The sequence below is a fragment of the Halomonas sp. MCCC 1A13316 genome (assembly GCF_014931605.1).
Lineage (GTDB): Bacteria > Pseudomonadota > Gammaproteobacteria > Pseudomonadales > Halomonadaceae > Halomonas.
This window is the reverse complement of sequence record NZ_CP053382.1, coordinates 4,276,259-4,296,177: the sequence shown is the minus strand read 5'-3', so window position 1 is coordinate 4,296,177 and position 19,919 is coordinate 4,276,259. Positions and strand designations below refer to the sequence as shown.

20 protein-coding genes and 1 pseudogene are annotated in these 19,919 nt (G+C 64.0%); 9 read left to right on the top strand and 12 right to left on the bottom strand.

The genetic code is table 11. The annotated features are described in order from the left end of the window. The first annotated feature begins 226 nt into the window (after positions 1–226). Both HNO52_RS20010 and HNO52_RS20005 read left to right on the top strand, forming a co-directional pair. Complete coding sequence (locus HNO52_RS20010; protein WP_197566908.1) at positions 227–2,401, top strand: malate synthase G; 2,175 nt, start codon at positions 227–229, stop codon at positions 2,399–2,401. 153 nt (positions 2,402–2,554) lie between these two features. Next, positions 2,555–2,968 carry a PaaI family thioesterase gene (locus HNO52_RS20005; RefSeq protein ID WP_197566907.1) on the top strand — a complete coding sequence of 138 codons (414 nt, stop codon included), beginning with the start codon at positions 2,555–2,557 and terminating at the stop codon, positions 2,966–2,968. Here HNO52_RS20005 and HNO52_RS20000 read toward each other — a convergent pair. Beyond that, entirely contained in the window at positions 2,944–3,348 is a 405-nt protein-coding gene (locus tag HNO52_RS20000) for a DUF423 domain-containing protein (RefSeq protein WP_197566906.1), read from the bottom strand. The two genes, HNO52_RS20005 and HNO52_RS20000, sit on opposite strands and share 25 nt — an antisense overlap. A gap of 102 nt (positions 3,349–3,450) precedes the next feature. Between HNO52_RS20000 and thiS the strand changes: the two genes are divergently transcribed. The 3 genes from thiS to trmB are packed head-to-tail and all read left to right on the top strand — an operon-like array spanning position 3,451 to position 5,274. Beyond that, the gene (thiS, locus tag HNO52_RS19995) at positions 3,451–3,651 is read left to right on the top strand and encodes a sulfur carrier protein ThiS (protein WP_197566905.1); all 201 of its coding nucleotides are present in this window, start codon (positions 3,451–3,453) and stop codon (positions 3,649–3,651) included. A 60-nt stretch (positions 3,652–3,711) separates the two neighbouring features. After that, on the top strand, positions 3,712–4,509 hold the full coding sequence (locus HNO52_RS19990) for a thiazole synthase (RefSeq protein WP_197566904.1): 798 nt from the start codon (positions 3,712–3,714) through the stop codon (positions 4,507–4,509). 24 nt (positions 4,510–4,533) lie between these two features. Then, positions 4,534–5,274 carry a tRNA (guanosine(46)-N7)-methyltransferase TrmB gene (gene trmB, locus HNO52_RS21155; RefSeq protein ID WP_232090416.1) on the top strand — a complete coding sequence of 247 codons (741 nt, stop codon included), beginning with the start codon at positions 4,534–4,536 and terminating at the stop codon, positions 5,272–5,274. Positions 5,275–5,284: 10 nt separating this feature from the next. Here the strand turns inward: trmB and HNO52_RS19985 are convergent. Beyond that, positions 5,285–6,139: pseudogene (locus HNO52_RS19985) on the bottom strand (DMT family transporter); the annotation flags it as partial. An 88-nt stretch (positions 6,140–6,227) separates the two neighbouring features. Here HNO52_RS19985 and HNO52_RS19980 point away from each other — a divergent pair. After that, positions 6,228–7,136, top strand: coding sequence for a LysR family transcriptional regulator (locus tag HNO52_RS19980; protein ID WP_197566902.1), 909 nt, complete (start codon positions 6,228–6,230; stop codon positions 7,134–7,136). Positions 7,137–7,773: 637 nt separating this feature from the next. Here HNO52_RS19980 and HNO52_RS19975 read toward each other — a convergent pair. Then, positions 7,774–8,691, bottom strand: coding sequence for an AEC family transporter (locus tag HNO52_RS19975; protein ID WP_197566901.1), 918 nt, complete (start codon positions 8,689–8,691; stop codon positions 7,774–7,776). 186 nt (positions 8,692–8,877) lie between these two features. Between HNO52_RS19975 and HNO52_RS19970 the strand changes: the two genes are divergently transcribed. Continuing rightward, positions 8,878–9,333: a hypothetical protein gene (locus HNO52_RS19970; RefSeq protein WP_232090413.1), complete on the top strand. Its 456-nt coding sequence runs from the start codon at positions 8,878–8,880 to the stop codon at positions 9,331–9,333. Then, positions 9,330–9,920: an SCO family protein gene (locus HNO52_RS19965; RefSeq protein WP_197566899.1), complete on the top strand. Its 591-nt coding sequence runs from the start codon at positions 9,330–9,332 to the stop codon at positions 9,918–9,920. Before HNO52_RS19970 ends, HNO52_RS19965 begins: the two co-directional genes overlap by 4 nt. A gap of 50 nt (positions 9,921–9,970) precedes the next feature. Here HNO52_RS19965 and HNO52_RS19960 read toward each other — a convergent pair whose 3' ends face one another. The 7 genes from HNO52_RS19960 to HNO52_RS19930 all read right to left on the bottom strand — a co-directional run bounded on the left by HNO52_RS19960 (position 9,971) and on the right by HNO52_RS19930 (position 16,147). Further along, positions 9,971–11,005 carry an alpha/beta hydrolase family protein gene (locus tag HNO52_RS19960; protein WP_232090411.1) on the bottom strand — a complete coding sequence of 345 codons (1,035 nt, stop codon included), beginning with the start codon at positions 11,003–11,005 and terminating at the stop codon, positions 9,971–9,973. 10 nt (positions 11,006–11,015) lie between these two features. Next, on the bottom strand, positions 11,016–11,699 hold the full coding sequence (bamJ, locus tag HNO52_RS19955) for a BamJ family beta-barrel-assembly machinery protein (protein ID WP_197566897.1): 684 nt from the start codon (positions 11,697–11,699) through the stop codon (positions 11,016–11,018). A 104-nt stretch (positions 11,700–11,803) separates the two neighbouring features. Next, a complete protein-coding gene (locus tag HNO52_RS19950) occupies positions 11,804–12,247 on the bottom strand; it encodes a universal stress protein (RefSeq protein WP_197566896.1) in 444 nt (147 codons plus the stop codon). 33 nt (positions 12,248–12,280) lie between these two features. Then, positions 12,281–13,564 carry a TRAP transporter large permease gene (locus HNO52_RS19945; protein ID WP_197566895.1) on the bottom strand — a complete coding sequence of 428 codons (1,284 nt, stop codon included), beginning with the start codon at positions 13,562–13,564 and terminating at the stop codon, positions 12,281–12,283. Positions 13,565–13,594: 30 nt separating this feature from the next. After that, the gene (locus HNO52_RS19940) at positions 13,595–14,173 is read right to left on the bottom strand and encodes a TRAP transporter small permease (protein ID WP_197566894.1); all 579 of its coding nucleotides are present in this window, start codon (positions 14,171–14,173) and stop codon (positions 13,595–13,597) included. Between the two features lie 239 nt (positions 14,174–14,412). Beyond that, positions 14,413–15,441 (bottom strand): TRAP transporter substrate-binding protein, encoded by a 1,029-nt coding sequence (locus HNO52_RS19935; RefSeq protein ID WP_197566893.1) that lies wholly within the window; start codon positions 15,439–15,441, stop codon positions 14,413–14,415. 142 nt (positions 15,442–15,583) lie between these two features. Further along, the gene (locus HNO52_RS19930) at positions 15,584–16,147 is read right to left on the bottom strand and encodes a TIGR02444 family protein (RefSeq protein ID WP_197566892.1); all 564 of its coding nucleotides are present in this window, start codon (positions 16,145–16,147) and stop codon (positions 15,584–15,586) included. 37 nt (positions 16,148–16,184) lie between these two features. On the opposite strand from HNO52_RS19930, the gene HNO52_RS19925 reads away from it, so the two are divergent. After that, entirely contained in the window at positions 16,185–18,137 is a 1,953-nt protein-coding gene (locus HNO52_RS19925; protein WP_197566891.1) for an ATP-binding cassette domain-containing protein, read from the top strand. A gap of 189 nt (positions 18,138–18,326) precedes the next feature. Here HNO52_RS19925 and dtd read toward each other — a convergent pair whose 3' ends face one another. Both dtd and HNO52_RS19915 read right to left on the bottom strand, forming a co-directional pair. Then, positions 18,327–18,764 carry a D-aminoacyl-tRNA deacylase gene (gene dtd / locus HNO52_RS19920; protein WP_197566890.1) on the bottom strand — a complete coding sequence of 146 codons (438 nt, stop codon included), beginning with the start codon at positions 18,762–18,764 and terminating at the stop codon, positions 18,327–18,329. 266 nt (positions 18,765–19,030) lie between these two features. Beyond that, on the bottom strand, positions 19,031–19,876 hold the full coding sequence (locus HNO52_RS19915) for a universal stress protein (protein WP_197566889.1): 846 nt from the start codon (positions 19,874–19,876) through the stop codon (positions 19,031–19,033). Positions 19,877–19,919 lie beyond the last annotated feature (43 nt).

Here is a 19,919-nt window from a genome sequence, read left to right as displayed (position 1 = left end):
TACCGACCATGCTGTTGGGTGAGCTATCACTGTGATGGGTCGCATTTTTTCTGACCATATGGTCAGAAAATCGGGCCTTAACCCTATGTCTAGTAGGGTAGCCCCTCCTTCGGGTTTACATGTGGAACAGTTTTCCACAAAATTGGCGCCTTCGCAGTGGTATCACCCCCACGAATTGCGGCTGGCCGAGAAGATTCATCGGCCGCCACGCAGGAGGAGACCTCCCATGTCCGAACGAGTTACTCGCCATCGTCTCCAGGTGGCCGCTGAACTGGACCGCTTCATCAACGACCAGGCCCTTCCCGGCACCGGCCTGGATGCCGCGAGCTTCTGGGCCGGGGTCGATGCAATCTTTCATGATCTGACACCAAAAAATCGTGAATTGCTCGCCGAGCGGGAGCGCCTGCAGGAACAACTGGATTCCTGGCACCGTGAAAATCCCGGCCCGGTCCGGGACATGAGCGTCTACCGCGCCTTCCTCGAGGAGATCGGCTATCTGGTGGAGGCACCCTCTCAGGTCACGGTGTCTACCGCCAACGTCGATCGCGAGGTCTCCATTCAGGCCGGCCCGCAGCTGGTGGTGCCGGTGAGCAATGCCCGCTATGCGCTGAACGCCGCCAACGCCCGCTGGGGCAGCCTCTACGACGCACTCTACGGCACCGATGCCATATCCGAGGAGGACGGCGCCGAGAAGGGCACCAGCTATAACCCCAAGCGCGGCGAGAAGGTCATCGCCTACGCTCGCGGGGTGCTCGACCTGGCTGCACCGCTGGCGAACGGCTCCCATCGTGACGCCGTCAAGTACGCCCTGCGTGACGACCAACTGGTGGCGACCCTCGAAGGTGGTAACGAAACCGGCCTGAAGGAGCCGGGCAAGCTGATCGGCTACCGCGGTGATGCCGCCAGCCCCGAGGCGATCCTGCTGGCCAACCACGACCTGCACCTGGAGATCCAGTTCGACCCGCAGCATCCGATCGGCCAGACCGACCCGGCCGGCATCAAGGATCTGCTGGTCGAGGCCGCGCTGACCGCCATCATGGACTGCGAGGACTCGGTGGCCGCGGTGGACGCCGAGGACAAGGTCGGCGTCTATGCCAACTGGCTGGGGCTGATGAAGGGCGATCTCTCCGAGCCGGTACAGAAGGGCGGCAAGTCCTTCACCCGTCGCCTGCACAATGACCGCACCTACGCCACACCCAACGGCGGCAGCCTGACCCTGCCGGGGCGCGCGCTGATGTTCGTGCGTAACGTCGGTCACCTGATGACCACCCCGGCGGTGCTCGACGCCGACGGCAACGAGTTGCACGAGGGCATCCTCGACGGCATCTTGACGAGCCTGTTGGCCATGCACGACCTGAAGAAGGGCGACAAGGATCCACGCAACTCGCGCCAGGGTTCGGTCTACATCGTCAAGCCGAAGATGCACGGGCCCAAGGAAGTCGCCTTCTCGAACGAGCTGTTCGGCCGCATCGAGGATCTGCTCGGCCTGGCCCGCGACACGCTCAAGATGGGCATCATGGACGAGGAGCGTCGCACCTCGGTCAACCTCAAGGCGTGTATCAATGAGGCCGCCTCGCGCGTAGTTTTCATCAATACCGGCTTCCTCGACCGCACCGGCGACGAGATGCACACCGCCATGGAAGCGGGTCCGATGATCCGTAAGGGCGACATGAAGAATTCCGCCTGGATCGGCGCCTACGAACGCAACAACGTCCAGGTCGGCCTGGCCTGCGGCCTGCGCGGTCGCGCCCAGATCGGCAAGGGTATGTGGGCCATGCCGGACCTGATGGCCGCCATGCTCGAGCAGAAGATCGGCCATCCCAAGGCCGGTGCCAACACTGCCTGGGTGCCGTCACCCACTGCCGCTACCCTGCATGCGCTGCACTACCATCAGGTCGACGTGACCGCGATCCAGCGCGAGCTGGAGGCCCAGGGTGAACCCGACCTGCTCGACGATCTGCTCACCGTGCCGGTGGCCGAGAAGGCCGGCTGGTCCGACGAGGAGTTGCAGCAGGAGCTCGACAACAACTGCCAGGGCATCCTCGGCTACGTGGTGCGCTGGGTCGAGCACGGCGTGGGCTGCTCAAAGGTACCCGACATCCACGACGTGGGCCTGATGGAGGATCGTGCCACGCTGCGGATCTCCAGCCAGCACATCGCCAATTGGTTGCACCACGGTGTGGTCGATGCCGAGCGTGTGCAGAAGACGCTGGAACGCATGGCCAAGGTGGTCGACGAGCAGAACGCCGGCGACCCGACCTATACGCCGATGTCGGCCGACTATGCCAACTCCAGCGCCTTCCAGGCCGCCAGCGACCTGGTCTTCAAGGGCCGCGTGCAGCCCTCCGGCTATACCGAGCCGCTGCTGCACCACTGGCGTGCCGTGCACAAGGCCAAGTGACGGCCGGCGCCGTCGTCAGGGGGTAGTGCAGGTCATCTGCCGCCTGGCGAAATCGTACGAAGCGCCCTGGGTACTCGCCCGGGGCGCTTTGGGTTATGTTGGCAGCGTTTCCATTGCGGCCAACGCAATCGACCAATCACCAGGAGCCTGCCGATGACCGTGATGACCGCCGCCGCCATCGAGGATTTTCTCGACGAGGTCTTTCCCCAGCGTATCGGGACCATCGAGGCAGTCGACGACATGCGGGCGACCATGAGCCTGGCCATCGAGGACGAGCATCTGAGGCCCGGGGCCAGTGTCTCCGGCCCTACCCTGATGGGGCTGGCCGATGTCTGCCTCTACGTGGCCATTCTCGGACAGATCGGCCCCGAGCCCATGGCGGTTACCAGCGACCTGCACTGTCGATTCCTGCGCCGTCCGCGGGGCGATCGCGACATCATCGCCACGGCGCGCTTGCTCAAGCTGGGCCGTCGCCTGGCGGTGGGAGAGGTGCAGTTGTTCTCCGCCGGCGACGAGCGTCCGGTGGCGCTGGTCACCGCCACCTATGCCCTGCCAGATTCCGACTGAACCTCGGGCCTTGCGCGTAGCGCACAGACGGCAAGTGCCAGCCAGCCGGCGATCATCATCACGCCGCCAAGTGGCGTGACCATGCCCAGAGCACGCACGCCCAGCAGCGCCATGGCATAGAGAGAGCCGGAGAACAGCACGATTCCCGCTGTCCAAAAACCAAGTACGAGATGCTGGCCGCGGAAAGGCCGCGCGGCGCGCCAGGCCAGTACGCCGAGCATCGCCAGGGTATGCCAGGCCTGGTAGCGTACGCCGGTCTCGAAGGCCGCTAGCATGCGCTCGGGCAACAGGCCCTGCAGGGCATGGGCGGCGAAGGCGCCTGCCATTACCGCCAGCGCACCCGAGAGTGCCGCCAGGCACCACCACCCGCGGTCGTGCATCGTGTTCTCCTCCTGCGGTTTGGGTTGCGCCTACCGTACCGCGGGGGGCGCTAAGGAGCTACAATATCGGCCCGCGACACTCGTCAACCTGGAGAGTACGCCATGCAGATCCAGCTCAACGGTGAGGCCCAAGACCTTGCCCCCGGTCTCACGGTGGCGCAGTTGGTCGACAGCCTTGGTCTGAGCGGACGGCGTATCGCCGTCGAGCGAAACGAGGAGATCGTGCCCAAGAGCGAGCACGACACCACCTCCCTGACCGACGGCGACCGTATCGAGATCGTCCACGCCATCGGCGGCGGCTAGAGGGGCTCCTCGCTCAACCGTTTCCCGACCTAGACCCCGCTACAGACACAGGCTCATGCGATGACAGACTTCTATCAGGATCAACCGCTGCGGATTGCCGGCCACGCCTTCACTTCTCGCCTGCTGGTCGGTACCGGCAAGTACAAGGATTTCGACGAGACCGGCGATGCCATCGCCGCCTCGGGGGCCGAGGTGGTCACTTTCGCCGTGCGCCGCACCAACCTTGGTCAGGAGGCCGGGCAACCCAATCTGCTCGACGTGGTGCCGCCGGATCGCTTCACCCTGCTGCCCAATACCGCCGGCTGCTACACCGCCAAGGACGCCGTGCGTACCTGCAAGCTGGCGCGTGAGCTGCTCGACGGCCACAAGCTGGTCAAGCTCGAGGTGCTGGGCGACGATGCCACGCTCTACCCCAACGTGACCGAGACACTGAGGGCGGCCGAAGAGCTGCTTGCCGACGGTTTCGACGTCATGGTCTACACCAGCGACGACCCCATCGTCGCCAAGGAGCTCGAGCGCCTGGGCTGCTGCGCGATCATGCCGCTGGGCTCGCTGATCGGCTCCGGTCACGGCATCCAGAATCCGCACAACATCCGCCTGATCATCGAGCAGGCCGGCGTGCCGGTGCTGGTGGACGCCGGTATCGGCACCGCCTCCGATGCCGCCATGGCCATGGAGCTGGGCTGCGACGGCGTGCTGATGAACTCCGCCATCGCCCATGCACGCCAGCCGGTGCTGATGGCCAGCGCCATGAAGAAGGCCGTCGAGGCCGGGCGCGAGGCCTTCCTCGCCGGGCGCATGCCGCGCCGCCAGAGTGCCGCACCCTCCTCGCCCTTTGCCGGCCGCATCAACGGCTGAACCACCGGAGCAGCAGTGAATTCCATGAATGACCCGCAACGCGACACCGCTACTACCGGCCCGGAAGGGCCGGACGCCCCGCTGCATCGTCGCGGCATCAAGAGCTACGTGCTGCGTGCCGGGCGCATGACCCAGGCCCAGACTCGCGGGCTGGAAGAGGTCTGGCCGCGGCTGGGCCTGACCCTGGCCGAGGGGCGCCAGGATCTCGACGCACTGTTCGGGCGTGTGGCGCCGCGGGTAGTGGAGATCGGCTTCGGTATGGGGGCCACGCTGATCGAGCAGGCCGAGACCCATCCCGACACCGACTTCGTTGGCATCGAGGTACATGCACCGGGTGTGGGCAAGCTGCTCGACGAGGCCGACAAGCGCGGCCTGAGCAACCTTCGCGTTTATCGCGAGGACGCCTTGGCGGTACTCGAGCAGTGCCTGCCGGAGGCCAGCATCGATACCCTGCAACTGTTCTTCCCCGATCCTTGGCCGAAGAAGAAGCACCACAAGCGGCGTATCGTCCAGCCCGCCTTCGTCGAGCTGATTCGCACGCGGCTGAAGCCCGCCGGCAAGCTGCACATGGCCACCGACTGGCAGGCCTATGCCGAGTGGATGGCCGAGGTGATGGCGGCCGCACCGGGCTACATCAACATTGCGACGCCCGAGACGGCGCCCTATGTGCCGCGTCCGGACTTTCGACCGCTGACCAAGTTCGAGGCACGTGGGGCGCGTCTGGGTCACGGTGTGTGGGACCTGATCTTCGCGCGCTGCGAATAGCCAGGCCGGCGCCCACGCCGGCGAGCGCCATTCCCACCAGTCCTGCCGGGCCGAGGCGCTCGCCGAACATCGCCGCGGCCCAGACCAGGGTCACTGCCGGCGTGAGATGCACCAGCGCTGAAGTCAGCGTGACGCCCAGCCGGCGCAGGCTGGCGACGAAGAATCCGTAGCCGCCCAGGCTCGACAGCACCACCAGCCAGCCGAGCGTAGCCAGGAAGGATGGCTCGAGCGTCGGCGGGCTCAATGCTCCCCGCTCGGCTATCAAGGCCGCCAGCAGGAAGATTCCCGAGGCGGCAATCAGCTGGGCCAGCAGCGCTGACGGCAGCGGCATCGACGGCGCCTGGCGCACCGCCAGCACGCTGCCCAGCGTGATCGAGACCACCGACAGCAGCGGCAGCAGATAGGCCCACCACGGCGCGCCCAGCGCCCGCTGCATGTCGTCGACCACGCACAGGGATACGCCCAGGGTGGCGACCGCCATGCCCAGCCAACCGAGCGCTCCCAGGCGTTCTCCCAGCCATCGCCCCGCCATGGACGCCGCCAGCAGCGGCTGCAGGGCGGCGATCAGTGCCGTGACGCCGGCGCTGACGCCCAAGTCGAGAGCGAGAATCACGCCCAGCAGGTAGCCGCCCATGGTCAGGCTGCCAATGATCACTTCCCGGCACATGTCGCGAACCGTCGGCACAGCGCCAAGCGTCAGACGACACCATGCCGCCACCAGCAGGGCAGCGAGCAGGAAGCGCCAGGCGAACAGGCTGAGCACCGGGGTGTCGAGTGCGCTGGCGAGCCGGCCACCGACGAAGCCTGAGCTCCAGCACAGCACGAAGCCGGTGGCGATCAGCAGCGATAGGGCTTGTGTCGGCATCGTCATGCTCCTTCATGATTGCGCTGGCTTGAGCTTGACGGTTATTACGGCTTCAATGAAGCGACATTCTTTGCAGGCAGAGTTCAATATGGCTGAAGTCTCGACGGCGACGCTGGATCTCGAACTCCTGCGCAGCTTCCAGGCGGCGGCCCAGCTTGGCTCGCTGGCGGCAGCGGCCGAGCAGCGGCACCGCACCGTCAGCGCCATAAGCATGCAGATAAAGCGTCTGGAAGCGTTGCTCGATGCCCGGCTGCTCGAGCGCGGCCCGCGTGGGGTCGTGCCGACCGCCACGGGAGAGGCGCTGTTACAGGAAGCGCGTGAACTGCTGCGCATGCATGACGGCATCGTCGCCCGATACGCCGGGCAGGGGCTGAGGGGTAAGGTTCGCTTCGGTCTGCCCGAGGACTATGCCCGTGAGCTACTCGGCGATGTGCTGCCCGAGTTCACTTCGCGCCATCCCGAGGTACTGCTGCAGGCAGTGACGGCTACCAGCGGGGAACTCGCGCGCCAGTTGGGACGCTCGCGGTTGGACCTGGCGGTGGTGTTGGACCGCCCCATTCCGCTCTCCGGCGGTGAGTCGCTGTGGCGCACCACGCCGGTCTGGGCCGCGCCACGGGCCGCCAACCTGACCGAGCGGGCGAGCCTGCCACTGGCTTTGCACGAGGTCGACTGCCCGTACCGGACGCTGGCGAGCGAGGCGCTGGAGCGGCTGGGCAGGCCCTGGCACGCCGTCTTCACCAGTACCAGCATCCACGCCATCGAGCGCGCAGTGGAGCGAGGCCTGGCGATCAGCGTGCTCGATCGTGAACGCCTGACCCCCGCCATGCGTGAGCTGAGTGAGGCCGAGGGATTACCCGCTCTCGGCCGCTGCGAGGCGCGTCTGCACTTCGCTCGGGTCATCGAGCCGGGCTCACGCCCTGCTGCGGAGGCCCTGGCCGAACTGTTACGCGAGCGTCTGCGTGGACGTGGGCCTTGGCGTGGTGCCATATCGTCTTGAGTTAAGCGAAAAGCAGCAATGAGGGAAGCCGCATTTCTTGGCAAAGTGCGTTGAACCAAAAAAAGCGCCCCCATAGGAGGTGCAGGCAAGACCCTGGGCTTGTGAAAAGCAGCAATGAGGGGGGGTCGAATCTTCAAGGCAAAAAAGCGCCCCCATAGGAGGCGCAGGCAAGACCCTGGGCTTGTGAAAAGCAGCAATGAGGGGGGTCGAATCTTCAAGGCAAAAAAGCGCCCCCATAGGAGGTGCAGGCAAGACCCTGGGCTTGTGAAAAGCAGCAATGAGGGGGGTCGAATCTTCAAGGCAAAAAAGCGCCCCCATAGGAGGTGCAGGCAAGACCCTGGGCTTGTGAAAAGCAGCAATGAGGGGGGTCGAATCTTCAAGGCAAAAAAGCGCCCCCATAGGATGTGCAGGCAAGACCCTGGGCTTGTGAAAAGCAGCAATGAGGGGGGGCGAATCTTCAAGGCAAAAAAGCGCCCCCATAGGAGGCGCAGGCAAGACCGTGACTAGCAATGAGGGGGAGAAACCATAGCGGGAAACTGGCGGTTCCCCTAATGGCCGTGATGCCTCATCAACACCACGCCCTCAATGTAAGATATTCTCATTATCGCTGTCAACACGAATGCGAATGTTTTTTATTTCAGATGCCTGCCAGGTGCAGCCACGCGGGAAGCGTGAGCATGGCGAGCAGTGTCTGGCCGGTAATCAGGGCGGCCATCAGCTCGGCATCGCCGCCCAACTGGCGTGCCAGGATATAGGCCGAAGTGGCAGTAGGCAGGGCGGCGAACAGCAGCGCCACGTCGCGGCTGATGGCGTCCAGCCCCAGCAGCAGTGCCACGCTGAGTACCAAGGCGGGCATCAGCATCAACTTGACCAGGTTGGCCGCCCATACGCCGCGGTCGAGGCGTAGCAGGGCCTGGGGGCGCAGCGCAACGCCCACCGCAACCAGGCCCAACGGCAGGGCGGCCCGCCCGAGCAGCTCAACTGTCGCGCCGCTCCAGCCGGGCAGGCCGATGCCGGAAAGGTTGAGGCCGATGCCGACCAGGCAGGCAATGATCAATGGATTGCGTACCAGCGCCGCCAGGCTCTTGCCCAGGCTGGAAGGGCCGAGTGTGCCGGCGGCGATGAAGCTGGCCACGCACAGTACATTGACCACCGGGACCATCAGTGCCACGGCAACCGCTGCCACCGTGGCACCGGCCGAGCCATGCAGCGCGGCGGCGCCGGCGACCCCCACATAGGTATTGAAACGCAGGGCACCCTGGAACACCGAGGTAAATGCGGCAGGCTCGAGGCCCAGGCGACGCTGAGTGGCCCATAGCAAGGCGGCGAAGGCCAGCATGCCACCGAGCAGGGCCAGTGCCAGGCGCACCACGGGCACCTCGCCCACGTTGGCGGTCGCCAGGGTGGCGACCAGCATGGCGGGGAAGAGCAGGAAGTAGATGACTTTTTCGAGCTGGGCCCAGAACTCGCCGTTCGGCTGACGCAGCCGCCCCAGCGCGGCGCCGAGCAGTATCAGCAGGAATAGCGGGCCCAAAGCATCGGCGACGCCTTGCATATCGGGTTCCTTGAAGCCGTTTGGCCATTAATTGAGCGTTAAACCCTGCGACAACGGTACACGCCGGGCCGTGAAGAAAATGCTGTTAAGCTTACCCGCTCTATCCGTTAAAGTGCTGCTTTCGCTGCCATGACCTCATCCTTATTGCCCGAGTCTGGTCAATCCCGCTTTCCGAGATTGCGCCTGATGATGCTCGCAACGCTGCTGACCCTTTGCGTGGCGCTGTGGTATCTGGCAGCACATCTGCTGCGCGGCGAGTCCGACGTCGACTGGTATCTCGCCACGCTGCCCTGTGATCTTCACCGGGGCGCATGCAGTGCCAGCCTCGGCGAGGGGCGCACGCTTACCCTGAACGTCGATGTTCCCGGCGATATCCATGCGCTGGAGCTGTTGCCATTGGCGGTGCGGGTGGATGGCGTCGAGGTACAGTCGGCCAGTGTCGACTTCATCGGCCGCGATATGGACATGGGCTTGAATCGCTTTCCCCTGAGCGAGCAGGATGAGGGGCGTTTCGAGGGGGTTGGCCAAGTGCCGATCTGCACCGAGTCGGTCATGCCCTGGCAGGCGCAGGTCGTGGTGCAAACACCTGACGGCCGGCTGGGAAGCCGATTCGATTTCACGGTGGAGCGAAGTTTGCCATGAAACGTCAATATATCTGGGTAATGAGTGCACTGGTCGTCGTGGTGGTCCTCGGTGGATTGTTCGGCTATCAGCAGTTCCAGCAGGCCGATGACGGCCACCCACGGGGCGGGCCGGTGGAGCTGCCTTCGACCCAGGGCGATTTCTCGCTGACTCAGCTCGAAGACGATCAACTGGCCGTGCTGTTCTTCGGTTACACCTACTGCCCGGACGTGTGCCCAATGAACATGGCGGTCATGCGTCAGATAATGCAGGGGCTGGATGAGGAGCAGCGGAGCCGTGTGGTCCCGGTGCTGGTTTCGCTGGACCCCGAACGCGATACGCTGGAGCGGCTCGGTGAGTACGTGGCCTATTTCGGCGCCGATTTCATCGGCGCCACCGGCAGCCAGGAGCAGCTCGAAGAGCTGGCCGGGCGTTACGGCGTGATGTGGCGCCGGGTGGAAACGCCCGATTCGGCGATGGAGTACACCATCGACCACAGCTCTTCGCTTTTTCTGGTCGACCGCAATGGCTCGATCCTGCAGCGGGTACTCTACTCACCGACGCCGCATCCGTTGCGGGCGGCGCTGGAACAGGAACTCGGCGGGTAGCACCTCGTCTCGCGGCTCGCGGCCACCCTCCGTTCGCCCACCCCCGCAACCTACTCCTCCGGGGCTTCCTCGAGCCGCTCGATCATGGCCATCAGCGCCTTGACCTGCGTGCCTTGCCGGGTGTCGTGCAGCGGGTCGAGTTGCCAAGTGCTCTCGGCAAAGCCCCACCAGTCCCAGCAGCCCTGGGGATTGCCGAGGCTGGAACTGGCCTGGGGATAGAGCACGACGCGGCGGTTGGCAACGGCCCATTCGTTGAGGCCGCTGTAGCGTACGAAGGCCTCGTCGATCTGCTCCTCGGTCATCCCGCAGCCATGCAGCGCCAGCGTCAGGCTGCAGCCTCCCGCCTTGCAGTCGTCCGGAATCAGCACGTAGCCGGAATCGGCCAGGCCGCGGGCATCGAAGGGAGCCTGGTCGAAGCGCAACAGTTGGGCCGATGGCGCCTCGGCGGGGGGCTCCTGTGTGCCGTGCAGCCAGCTCAATGCCTGGCCGGCGATGTCCATGCCGCAGTCCAGGATGTGGGTGCCGCCACCGCTACGACACTGGGCCAGCTGGCCCGGCGGGATGCGTTCACCGGCTTCGATGGGCCAACCATGGCCGACACCAGGCGACTCGACCACCTTCAACTGCCCCTCGGGGTCCGTCAGCCAGCCGGTCATCTGCTCGGCCAGCGCCAGGCCGAGAGAGGGGTCGACCACGCTATCCGCTTCACCATGCCAGATGAAGACACGCAGTTCGCCGAGGGTATCGTCGTCACCTACCAAGTCGCGTGCCTGATAATCACTCAGGCGGGCACTCAGGGCGTCGAGATCGGGGCTACCCCGACGTAGCGACATGCATTGACCGAGCGCCTGGCCCAGGCCGCCTTGGGCGCAGCTCCAAGGGCCGGCGGCGAGCACAGCCACCCCCTTGAACCGCTCGGGCCAGGCGACGGCCAGCTGAGTGGCCATGTAGCCCCCCGAGGAGACGCCGATCACGCTGGTATCGTCAGGGACGGTGGCGAGTCTGGGCAGCTCCGGCAGCCGCTCCTCGGCGCTTGCGGCAGACGCCAGCAACAGTCCGGTGACCATCGCGATGCAGGTTTTCACTCGGCTGGCATCACTCCACGACATCGAGCAGCTCGACGCGGAAGATTAGCGTCTCGTTGGGACCGATGGGGCCCTGGCCCTGGGCGCCGTAGCCAAGCTCGGGGGGGACGAAGAGCATCCAGGTATCACCCACGCTCATCATCGGCAGCGCTTCCTGCCAGCCCTCGATCACCTGGTCCACCCGGAAGCTCAGCGGCTGGCCGCGCTCAAAGGAGCTGTCGAACACCGTACCGTCGACCAAGGTGCCCTCGTAGTGCACTTCCACGTTGGAACTCGGCCCGGGGCTCTCGCCGTCGCCGCTTTCCAGTACTTCGTACTGCAGGCCCGAATCGGTGGTGGTGACCTCTTCACGTTCGGCATTCTCCTCCAGGAATGCCTTCCCTTTGGCGAGGTTCTGCTCGGCCATTTCTTCGGCCTCGGCCTGGCGCGCGGCCAGTGCGTCCTGCTGGAACTGGCTCAGGGTTTCGGCCATTTCATCCGCTTCCATGGCCAGGTCGTTACCCTCGATGAGGTCGCGAATGGCGTCGGTGAAGGCCTCTATGTCGAGCTCGGGATATTCCTGGGCTATGCTCTGGCCGTAAGCCACACCCAGGCTATAGCTGAGACGTTCATCCTCGGTTTCCGGCGCCGCCAGAGCGAACGGCGCCGCAGCCACCAATGCAACCATGGAGGCGGAAGTCAGCAATTTCTTCATGCAGAGTCCTATCGATTAGTTGTTGAGCGGCGTGCAACAGTATTCGGACTCTATCAGGGCGGGGCAGGTTCCGCACTTGCCGAACGGTACCGGCTCCGGCGGGCTTACACCACCAGGGTGGGGCAGTGGGCGGAGCCCGCCACGCGCTGAGCCACGCTGCCCAACAGCAGGCTCTTCTCGCCATTGGTGCCCTGGGCGCCGATCACGATCAGGTCGCACTCCCGCTTGCGAGCGAAGCGCACGATGGTGCGCGAAGGGCGTCCGCCCTTGACGAAAGCGCGCAGCTTGGCCGAATCGGCACCCAGCTCCACGGCCTCGCTCTTGGCGTGTACGGCGATTTCGGTAGCGTATTCCTTCAAGGCGTCGTCGGGAATGTCGAGCCTGGATGGGCGCACCATGGAGAGCGATGCCTCAAGCAGGCTGTGGTGCTTGAACACGCACAGAATATAGAGTTCGGCACCGGTCAGCAGGTGCAGCGCCACGGCCTTGTGGAGGGCCTTGAGCGCCCCCTTCGAACCGTCCACCGGAACCAGTATGCGATCGAACATTGCCGTCTCCTAAAGTATCGGTCGACCCCGCCACTACCTGAAGGCGATATCGCGAAGGAACAATGCGATCTGCGGGAATATGATGATCAGCGCCGCCGCCAGGATCAGCATCAGCACGAAGGGCGGTGTGCCGCGTATCACCTCCCAGTAAGGCCGCTTGAATATGGCGATAGCGGTAAAGATGTCACAGCCGAATGGCGGCGTGGCCGACCCGATCGCCACCTGCAAGGTAATCAATACCCCCACCAGCACGGGATCGAGCCCGGTTGCTGCCACGGCCGGTGCAAAGATCGGCGTCAATACCAAGATCACCACGATCGGGTCGACGAACATGCAGGCGACGAAAAATGCCACGCAGATGGCGATCAGCACCCCGGTGGGGCCTGCCTCGTTGATGCCGACCGCCTCGAGGATGGTTTGCGGTATCTGGGCGAAGGAAATGATCCAGGAGAAGCCGTTACCCACGGCGACCAGGATGAATACCACGGCGGTGATCAGTCCGGTGGACTTAGCGATGGCATAGATGTGGGGCATCTTGAGGGAACGGAAGACCCCGAACTCCAGTATGATCGCGTAGAGTACGCAGGCGGCGGCGGCCTCGGTGGGGCTGAAAATCCCGCCATATATACCGCCGACGATAATTACCGGGAAGCCCAGTGGCCATAATGCGTCGCGCACCGCTCGGCCACGCTCACGCCAGTTGGACCTGGCCTCCGTCGGTACGTCCTTGATGACAGCGTAAGCCACGCAATAGATGGCAAACATCACCAGGATCAACAAGCCCGGGCCGATGCCGGCAATGAACAGTTCGCCGATCGAAGTACCCGAGATGACGCCATAGATGATCATGCCGATGCTCGGCGGTATCAGGAAGGCGATATCGCTGGCATTGATGATCAGGGCCAGCGTGAAGGAATCGGAATATCCCGCTTTGAGCATCTTGGGCCGCAGGGGCGAGCCGATGGCCACCACCGTGGCCTGAGTCGAGCCCGACACGGCCCCGAACAGCGTGCAGGAGGCCGCGGTACTCACGGCGAGCCCGCCTTTGATGTGGCCGATAAAGGCCATCACCATACTGATGAGGCGTTCTGCCGATTGCCCGCGAGTCATGATATCAGCAGCGAGGATGAACATGGGTACCGCTATCAGGGATGCGGGGCGAATGCCGGCCATCATCTGCTGGATCAACGTATCCATCTGATCCAGACCGCCGAACATCATGAAGAAGCCGATGACCGCCGCCGTGATCAATGGAATCATCATGGGAAAGCCCAGCAACAGCAGGGCGATCATTGTCGTAACCATTATTGTCGTCATGCTGTGTTCCCCCGAACACTCATACCTGCGTCAGACTTCCGTTTCCGTGTCCTTGTACCCATCGAGTACTCCCGTCGACAGGTAGACGTCGCGTGACGTCATGTTCTTGATCGCCGTGAGCAGATATTGAATGCCCGTGATCAGGAAACCCATGGGTACCCAGACATAAATAATCCAGATCGGCATGCCGAGTGCCGGCAGGACGCGTCCCTTGTCGTAGAGGTCGAGGATATAGACGATGGAGTAATAGAGCAGAAAGAACATGACCAGCGAGGTAAACAGCGCGATGGTGATCATGAGTACCCGGCGTCCACCGACTGGCAGCGCATCGTAGACGGCCGACATTCTGATGTGTCGTCCATGGCGCGCCGCATAGCCGATACCGGCAAAAGTAATCATGATGATGAGTATCCGATTGATTTCGCCGGAAAAGAAAATGCTGCTGCCGAAGACGAAGCGACCCACCACATTGGCAATGGTATTAAGGGCCATGAGTAGTACCCCCAATGCCAAAATGACCGCCTCGACCTTGCTGATTAGCGTATCGATGGTGCCAAGAATGCCCGGCAGACCGGAGCGATAGTTCTTTTCGGACTCTTCTTCGGACATGGCTGCTCTTCCTTTCGGCGCTCGAGCGAATTCAGAATGGCAAGGCTTCAGCGTAGCCAGCGGGGCATGAGGTGGGACATGTAGATCCTCAACGCTCAGTATACGTTACTGCCGGCCCTCCTCCAGACGCTCCAGCCGGGCCATGATGCTCGGCGACTGGCCTATCTTTATTCAGACTGCTTGAAACGACTCGGGGGCAGCGTCAGCTGCCCCCGGGTGCGGTGGCGAGGTTTTCGACCTCAGCCGTTACTGCCGTTTTCGGTGACCGCTTCCAGGTCAGCCTTGAACTGCTCGAGCAGCTCACGCCCGGTTTCACCGGTCATTTCGAGGAACTCCTCCTCGACCTGCGGGGCGCGCTCGCGGAAGGTCTGGATCTGCTCCTCGTCGAGACGGGTCACGCTGCACTCGTCACAGGCTTCCATGATCTTGTCCAGTGACTCTTCGGCCAGCCCCTGGATGTGCTTGATAGTATGATCATAGGCCGCCTCTGACGCTTCGCGCACCAGTTGCTGGTCTTCCTCGGAGAGTCCTTCGAAGAAATCCTGGTTGGCCATCATGGCGGTGGTGAACCAGCCGTGCCCGGTGAAGGTGAGATGAGGTGAAACCTCATAAAGACCGCCGGATTCGATCCAGAAGATCGGGTTTTCCTGACCATCGATGATGCCGGTCTGCAGGCCGCCGTAGACCTCGCCCCACGGAAGCGGCGTCGGCGTGGCACCAAAGGCGCTGTAGGTTTCGGCCAACAGCGGGTTGGTCATGGTGCGGATCTTCTTGTTGTCGAAGTCCTCCGGCGAGGTGATCGGCGCGTCAGCGGTGACCACCATCTCCCCTTCGGGATACATCTTGAGCAGTTCCAGCCCATGCTCGGCGTAGAGCTCGGGGAACATCTCGTTGATAGCCTTGCTCTCCTCGAAGAACTCGAGCACGGTCTCTTCGTCGGTGGGCAGCAGGTAGGGAATGAAGAAGATCTGTGCGGCGGGGATCAGGGAGCCGGTGAAGCCGGGAGATTGGTTGACGAATTGCAGGATGCCGTTCTGTGTCTGCTCCATGATGTCGTCGGATTCACCCAGTTCGCCGAAGCGATAAACCTGGACGGAGTGATCGGAGTTCTCTTCGATGTGCTCCTTGAAAGCGTAGGCGAAGACATCCTGGACGTCCCCTTCGTATTCCTCGTGCGCATAGCGCCAATTATCGGAGTACGCTGCGGCTGACATGCCGAACAGTGCTGCACCGATACTGGCCGTGGTCAACAGCTTGGTTGCCTTCATTATTATGTTCTCCTCGCAAGTTGGGCCCGTGAAAGCTTTGGTTCTTCGTTCCGTTGGAACTTCTTCGTTCTGTGGAACAAACGCATCAGCAGGCATCTGCAGTCGCTTGGACTGCACAGCTTTTTTCAGGCTAGCGTGCCCCCTACAGAGGGTCAAGCTGGCATTCGAGGGTTTTAGCTGCCAAAACTTGCGCTTTTTTCTGTAATTTCCAGCGCCTTATCAGGCAAATTTCGAGGCTTGTTGCATCAAGATGAAGAACGGCCAGGTCGATGGAATACTCTGCCAGGCGCTGTAGCCGTTCTAGCGTCTCGCGCTCGGCAGCCAGTTCGGCCCGCTTGATATAACGGCGGACCTCGGCGGTGCCGGCATCGCTGACGGCCGCGGCCTTGAGCTGACGGCGCAGGCCGCGCAGCGGCAGCGTAACTTCGCCTTGCCAGCGGCGAATATCGGCGAGGCCTGGCGTCTCCTCGGCCGGTACGAGACCGTGGCGGAACAGCCAGCAGTGCCACAGCAATTCGCAGACATCGACGTTCGCCTCGTCCTGCAGTAGCAGGCATGCAGTTTCCACTCCGGGGCGGGCGTAAAAGGACAGGGCGAAGTCCCAAAGCGGATCGGCGGCAAGTCCGGCCCGCAGAGCAGCGGTGGTTGCGGTAGAATCGTCACTCATGATTCGGCTGTCGCCGGCGGTCGTCACGATAGTGAACACCCGGCGGCATCCCCCTGTCTTGTCAGTTGGAGCCTGCATGATTGCACTGCGCCAGGTTGCCCTGCAACGCGGCACCCAGACCCTGCTCGAAGAAGCCGAGCTGACCCTGCACGCCGGTCACAAGGCCGGTATCGTCGGACCCAATGGGGCCGGCAAGTCCAGCCTGTTCGGCCTGCTGCTGGGTACCCTCGCTCCCGACCGCGGCGAGATAGAGATGAGCGGCGGCCAGCGCATTGCTCACATGGCCCAGGAGGTCGATGCACTAGACCGCCCCATCGTCGACTACGTGCTCGACGGCGACCACGAGCTGCGCCAGACCCAGGCCGAGCTGGACGCGGCTCGGGAGCGTGACGATGCCCATCGCGAGGCTGAGTTGCACGGTGTCATCGAGGCGTTGGACGGCTACAGCGCCCCGGCCCGTGCCGCCCAGCTGCTGATCGGGCTGGGCTTCGCCCAGGCCGACCTGGAGCGGCCGCTGTCGGCCTTTTCGGGTGGCTGGCGCATGCGCGTTAACCTGGCCCGCACGCTGTTCATGCCCTCGGACCTGCTGCTGCTGGACGAGCCCACCAACCACCTCGACCTCGATGCCCTGCTGTGGCTCGAGCAGTGGCTGATACGCTACCCCGGTACCCTGCTGCTGATTTCCCACGACCGCGACTTCCTCGATGCCGTGTGCGATCACATCGTTCACTTCGATCGTCGGCAGCTGGTGCTCTACCGCGGCAACTACACGACCTTCGAGCGCACGCGCGCCGAAAAGCTGGCCCTGCAACAGGCCGAGGCGGCCAAGCAGCAGGCCCGGCGCGAGGAGATCGAGCAGTTCGTAGCACGCTTTCGCGCCAAGGCGACCAAGGCGCGTCAGGCCCAGAGCCGCCTCAAGATGCTCGAGCGCATGGGCGACATCGCCGTGGCGCATGCCGACTCGCCGTTTCACTTCACCATTCCCGCGTCAGACAAGACCTCGCACCCGCTGCTGGTACTCGACCAGGCCCGGCTTGGCTACCGCGATACAGCGGGCAATGAGAAGGTTCAGCTCGACGAGGTCAAGCTGACCCTGCTTCCGGGCCAGCGGATCGGCCTGCTGGGACCCAACGGGGCCGGCAAGTCGACCCTGATCAAGTCGCTGACCGGCGAGCTGCGGCTACTGGCAGGCAAACGCATCCCGGGCGAGCACCTCGCCGTTGGCTACTTCGCCCAGCATCAGCTTGAGGGGCTTGACCTGTCCGCCACGCCTTTCATGCATGTGCAGCGGCTTTCTCCCACCGCCAGCGACCAGGCGATCCGCAATTTCCTGGGCGGTTTCGGCTTCCAGGGCGATGACGCCTTCGGCGAGGTGGGGCGCTTCTCCGGTGGCGAGAAGGCGCGCCTGGCGCTGGCCCTGGTGGCGTGGCGCAAGCCCAACCTGTTGCTGCTCGACGAGCCCACCAACCACCTCGACCTGGAGATGCGCGAGGCGCTCACCGAGGCGCTGGCGAGTTTCGAGGGCACGGTGATTCTGGTCTCCCACGACCGCCACCTGCTGCGCGCTACGGTGGACGAGTTCTGGAAGGTGGCCGACCACCGCGTCGAACCCTTCGACGGCGACCTGGAGGACTATCGTGCCTGGCTCAAGGCGCGGCTGGAGGGTGAGCGCCGCGAGGCGCGGGCCGACAAGGCCGAGCGCCAGGCGGAGAGCGCTGCGCCCAAGGAAGACCGCAAGGCCAGTCGCCGCGCCGCTGCCGAGCTGCGCGAGAAGCTACGTCCGCTGAAGAAGGCGCGCGACCGTGCCGAGCAGGCCATGGAGAAGGTGCAAGGCGAGCTCGCCGTCGTCGAAGAGTCGCTGGGCGATGCCGAACTCTACACCGACCCGGCGCGCAAGGCCGAGCTCACCGAGAAGCTGGCCCGCCAGGGTGAGCTCAAGGCGCGGCTCGAGGCGCTGGAAGCCGAATGGCTCGCCGCCGAGGAGGCGCTCGAGACGATGGAGACGGAGCTGCTGGAAAGCGGGGCCTGACATACCCAGAGCAAGACATTAGGGTACCGATGGCTGCCTAGGCGAGCGGCGCCGGGGACAGGCCGAAGAGGAGGTCCGGTTCCAGGGAGGGAATCGGTAGCGTACAGGGAAGTATTCACAGCCCCTCATCGACGGTCCGGCGCCCCGGGGCCTGCCACCGGATCAGCCTCGGGATGCTACCTGGATGACTCAACTCTCCAGCAGAAACGTCACCGGGCCATCGTTAACCAGTTCGACCTGCATGTTGGCGGCGAATTCACCACTGGCAACCATTGGCCAAGCCGACTGGGCGCGCTCGAGCAGATAATGGAACAGCCGCTCGCCCTCGGCCGGTGGCGCGGCGCTGGAGAAACTCGGGCGCAGCCCCTTGCGGGTATCGGCGGCCAGGGTGAACTGCGACACCAGCAACAGGCCACCCTCGACCTGCTGCAGGTCGAGGTTCATCTTGCCGGCCTCGTCGGCGAAGACCCGATAGTGCAGCAGCTTGCGCAGTAGGCGCTGGGCGGCGGCCTCATCGTCGCCCTTCTCCACCCCCACCAGCGCCAACAGGCCGTGACCGATGGTGCCCACCACTCGCTCATCCACCGTTACGCTGGCGCGACGTACGCGCTGTATCAGGGCCTTCATACGGCGAATCTCCTCCTGTCGTGACATCGCGCCAAGATAGTACGAAGAGTGTGTTTACAAACGTGACGAGCAAGGCGAAATCGGCCGACAAATCGGCAGGAGAGCCGATTTGGGCAGCTCCGCTGCTCGAAGAGCGAGCGACATGGATGTCGCGAGTCAAAAAGCGCAGTTTACGAGTTTGTAAATGAGCATTTTGATCGAACTCGCGCACGAGGCTGATTTCAACGCCGCATAACCTAGCGCAGTAGTTTGTAGACGCTCTCTAATTACCAGGCGCGGCACAACATGATGTCACAGTGCGGTTCGGAGAGCAGCGCCTCGGTGATATGGCTCTGGCGGCCCAACTGGCCGCGGCTGCTCAGGGCCAGCAGGTCGGGCGTCTGGCGCCGCAGCTGGGTCAGCAGCACCTCGAGCGGTTCGCCCTGCTCGAGGACCAGTTCGACCTCCGGGACACTGTCGAGCTCGCCCATCAACTGGTCGGTCTCGCGCTCGAGCTGGCAGCGCAGACGCTCGACCTCGCGATCGCGCCAGCGGGCGTAATCACTATCGGAGCCCAGCTCTCGCTCGCCGGGAATGTCCCACGCGTGAAGCAAAGTCAGGCGGGCTTCGGGAAAGCGTTTGAGTGCCTCTCGCAGGGTGTTGCGGCTGGCCAGCGAGAAGTCCACCGGCACCAGGATCTCCTGCCAGTCGCGGTTGGCCGGCTGAGAGACCGAGAGTACCGGGCAGGGCGCGCTGCGCAGCACGCGCGCCAGGGTCGTGCCGGCGACCAGGTCGGGTTGGCCGCGCTTGCGGTGGGAGCCCAACACGATCATGTCCACTTCGCGGTCGTGCGCTTCACGGATGATCTCGGCATAGGTGGCGCCGGCTACCGTCTGCAGCATCACGCTCGGCTCCGGCAATGCGTAGTCCTCGCGCACATCCGTCAGGATGGCCTGCATGTCGGCCACCACCGCCGCTTCCAAGTCACGGAGCGCCCGTCGGGGCAGGTAGGGGTCGAGCACGTGAATGACGTCCAGGCGTGCGCCGCTCTCAGTGGCCAGGCGTATGGCACGAGCAAAGGCGGCGCGATTCTCGGCCGAGAGGTCGCAGGCAAACAGCAGGGTCTGTGTCATCGAAGTCTCTCCGTCACGGATGAGCCGGCAGGACAGACTTCAG

Bases quoted from the DNA above. Each gene is read 5' to 3' on its own strand.
- HNO52_RS20010 (WP_197566908.1), top strand. From the start codon at position 227: ATGTCCGAACGAGTTACTCGCCATCGTCTCCAGGTGGCCGCTGAACTG.
- HNO52_RS20005 (WP_197566907.1), top strand. From the start codon at position 2,555: ATGACCGTGATGACCGCCGCCGCCATCGAGGATTTTCTCGACGAGGTC.
- HNO52_RS20000 (WP_197566906.1), bottom strand. From the start codon at position 3,348: ATGCACGACCGCGGGTGGTGGTGCCTGGCGGCACTCTCGGGTGCGCTG.
- thiS (WP_197566905.1), top strand. From the start codon at position 3,451: ATGCAGATCCAGCTCAACGGTGAGGCCCAAGACCTTGCCCCCGGTCTC.
- HNO52_RS19990 (WP_197566904.1), top strand. From the start codon at position 3,712: ATGACAGACTTCTATCAGGATCAACCGCTGCGGATTGCCGGCCACGCC.
- trmB (WP_232090416.1), top strand. From the start codon at position 4,534: ATGAATGACCCGCAACGCGACACCGCTACTACCGGCCCGGAAGGGCCG.
- HNO52_RS19980 (WP_197566902.1), top strand. From the start codon at position 6,228: ATGGCTGAAGTCTCGACGGCGACGCTGGATCTCGAACTCCTGCGCAGC.
- HNO52_RS19975 (WP_197566901.1), bottom strand. From the start codon at position 8,691: ATGCAAGGCGTCGCCGATGCTTTGGGCCCGCTATTCCTGCTGATACTG.
- HNO52_RS19970 (WP_232090413.1), top strand. From the start codon at position 8,878: ATGATGCTCGCAACGCTGCTGACCCTTTGCGTGGCGCTGTGGTATCTG.
- HNO52_RS19965 (WP_197566899.1), top strand. From the start codon at position 9,330: ATGAAACGTCAATATATCTGGGTAATGAGTGCACTGGTCGTCGTGGTG.
- bamJ (WP_197566897.1), bottom strand. From the start codon at position 11,699: ATGAAGAAATTGCTGACTTCCGCCTCCATGGTTGCATTGGTGGCTGCG.
- HNO52_RS19950 (WP_197566896.1), bottom strand. From the start codon at position 12,247: ATGTTCGATCGCATACTGGTTCCGGTGGACGGTTCGAAGGGGGCGCTC.
- HNO52_RS19945 (WP_197566895.1), bottom strand. From the start codon at position 13,564: ATGACGACAATAATGGTTACGACAATGATCGCCCTGCTGTTGCTGGGC.
- HNO52_RS19940 (WP_197566894.1), bottom strand. From the start codon at position 14,173: ATGTCCGAAGAAGAGTCCGAAAAGAACTATCGCTCCGGTCTGCCGGGC.
- HNO52_RS19935 (WP_197566893.1), bottom strand. From the start codon at position 15,441: ATGAAGGCAACCAAGCTGTTGACCACGGCCAGTATCGGTGCAGCACTG.
- HNO52_RS19925 (WP_197566891.1), top strand. From the start codon at position 16,185: ATGATTGCACTGCGCCAGGTTGCCCTGCAACGCGGCACCCAGACCCTG.
- dtd (WP_197566890.1), bottom strand. From the start codon at position 18,764: ATGAAGGCCCTGATACAGCGCGTACGTCGCGCCAGCGTAACGGTGGAT.
- HNO52_RS19915 (WP_197566889.1), bottom strand. From the start codon at position 19,876: ATGACACAGACCCTGCTGTTTGCCTGCGACCTCTCGGCCGAGAATCGC.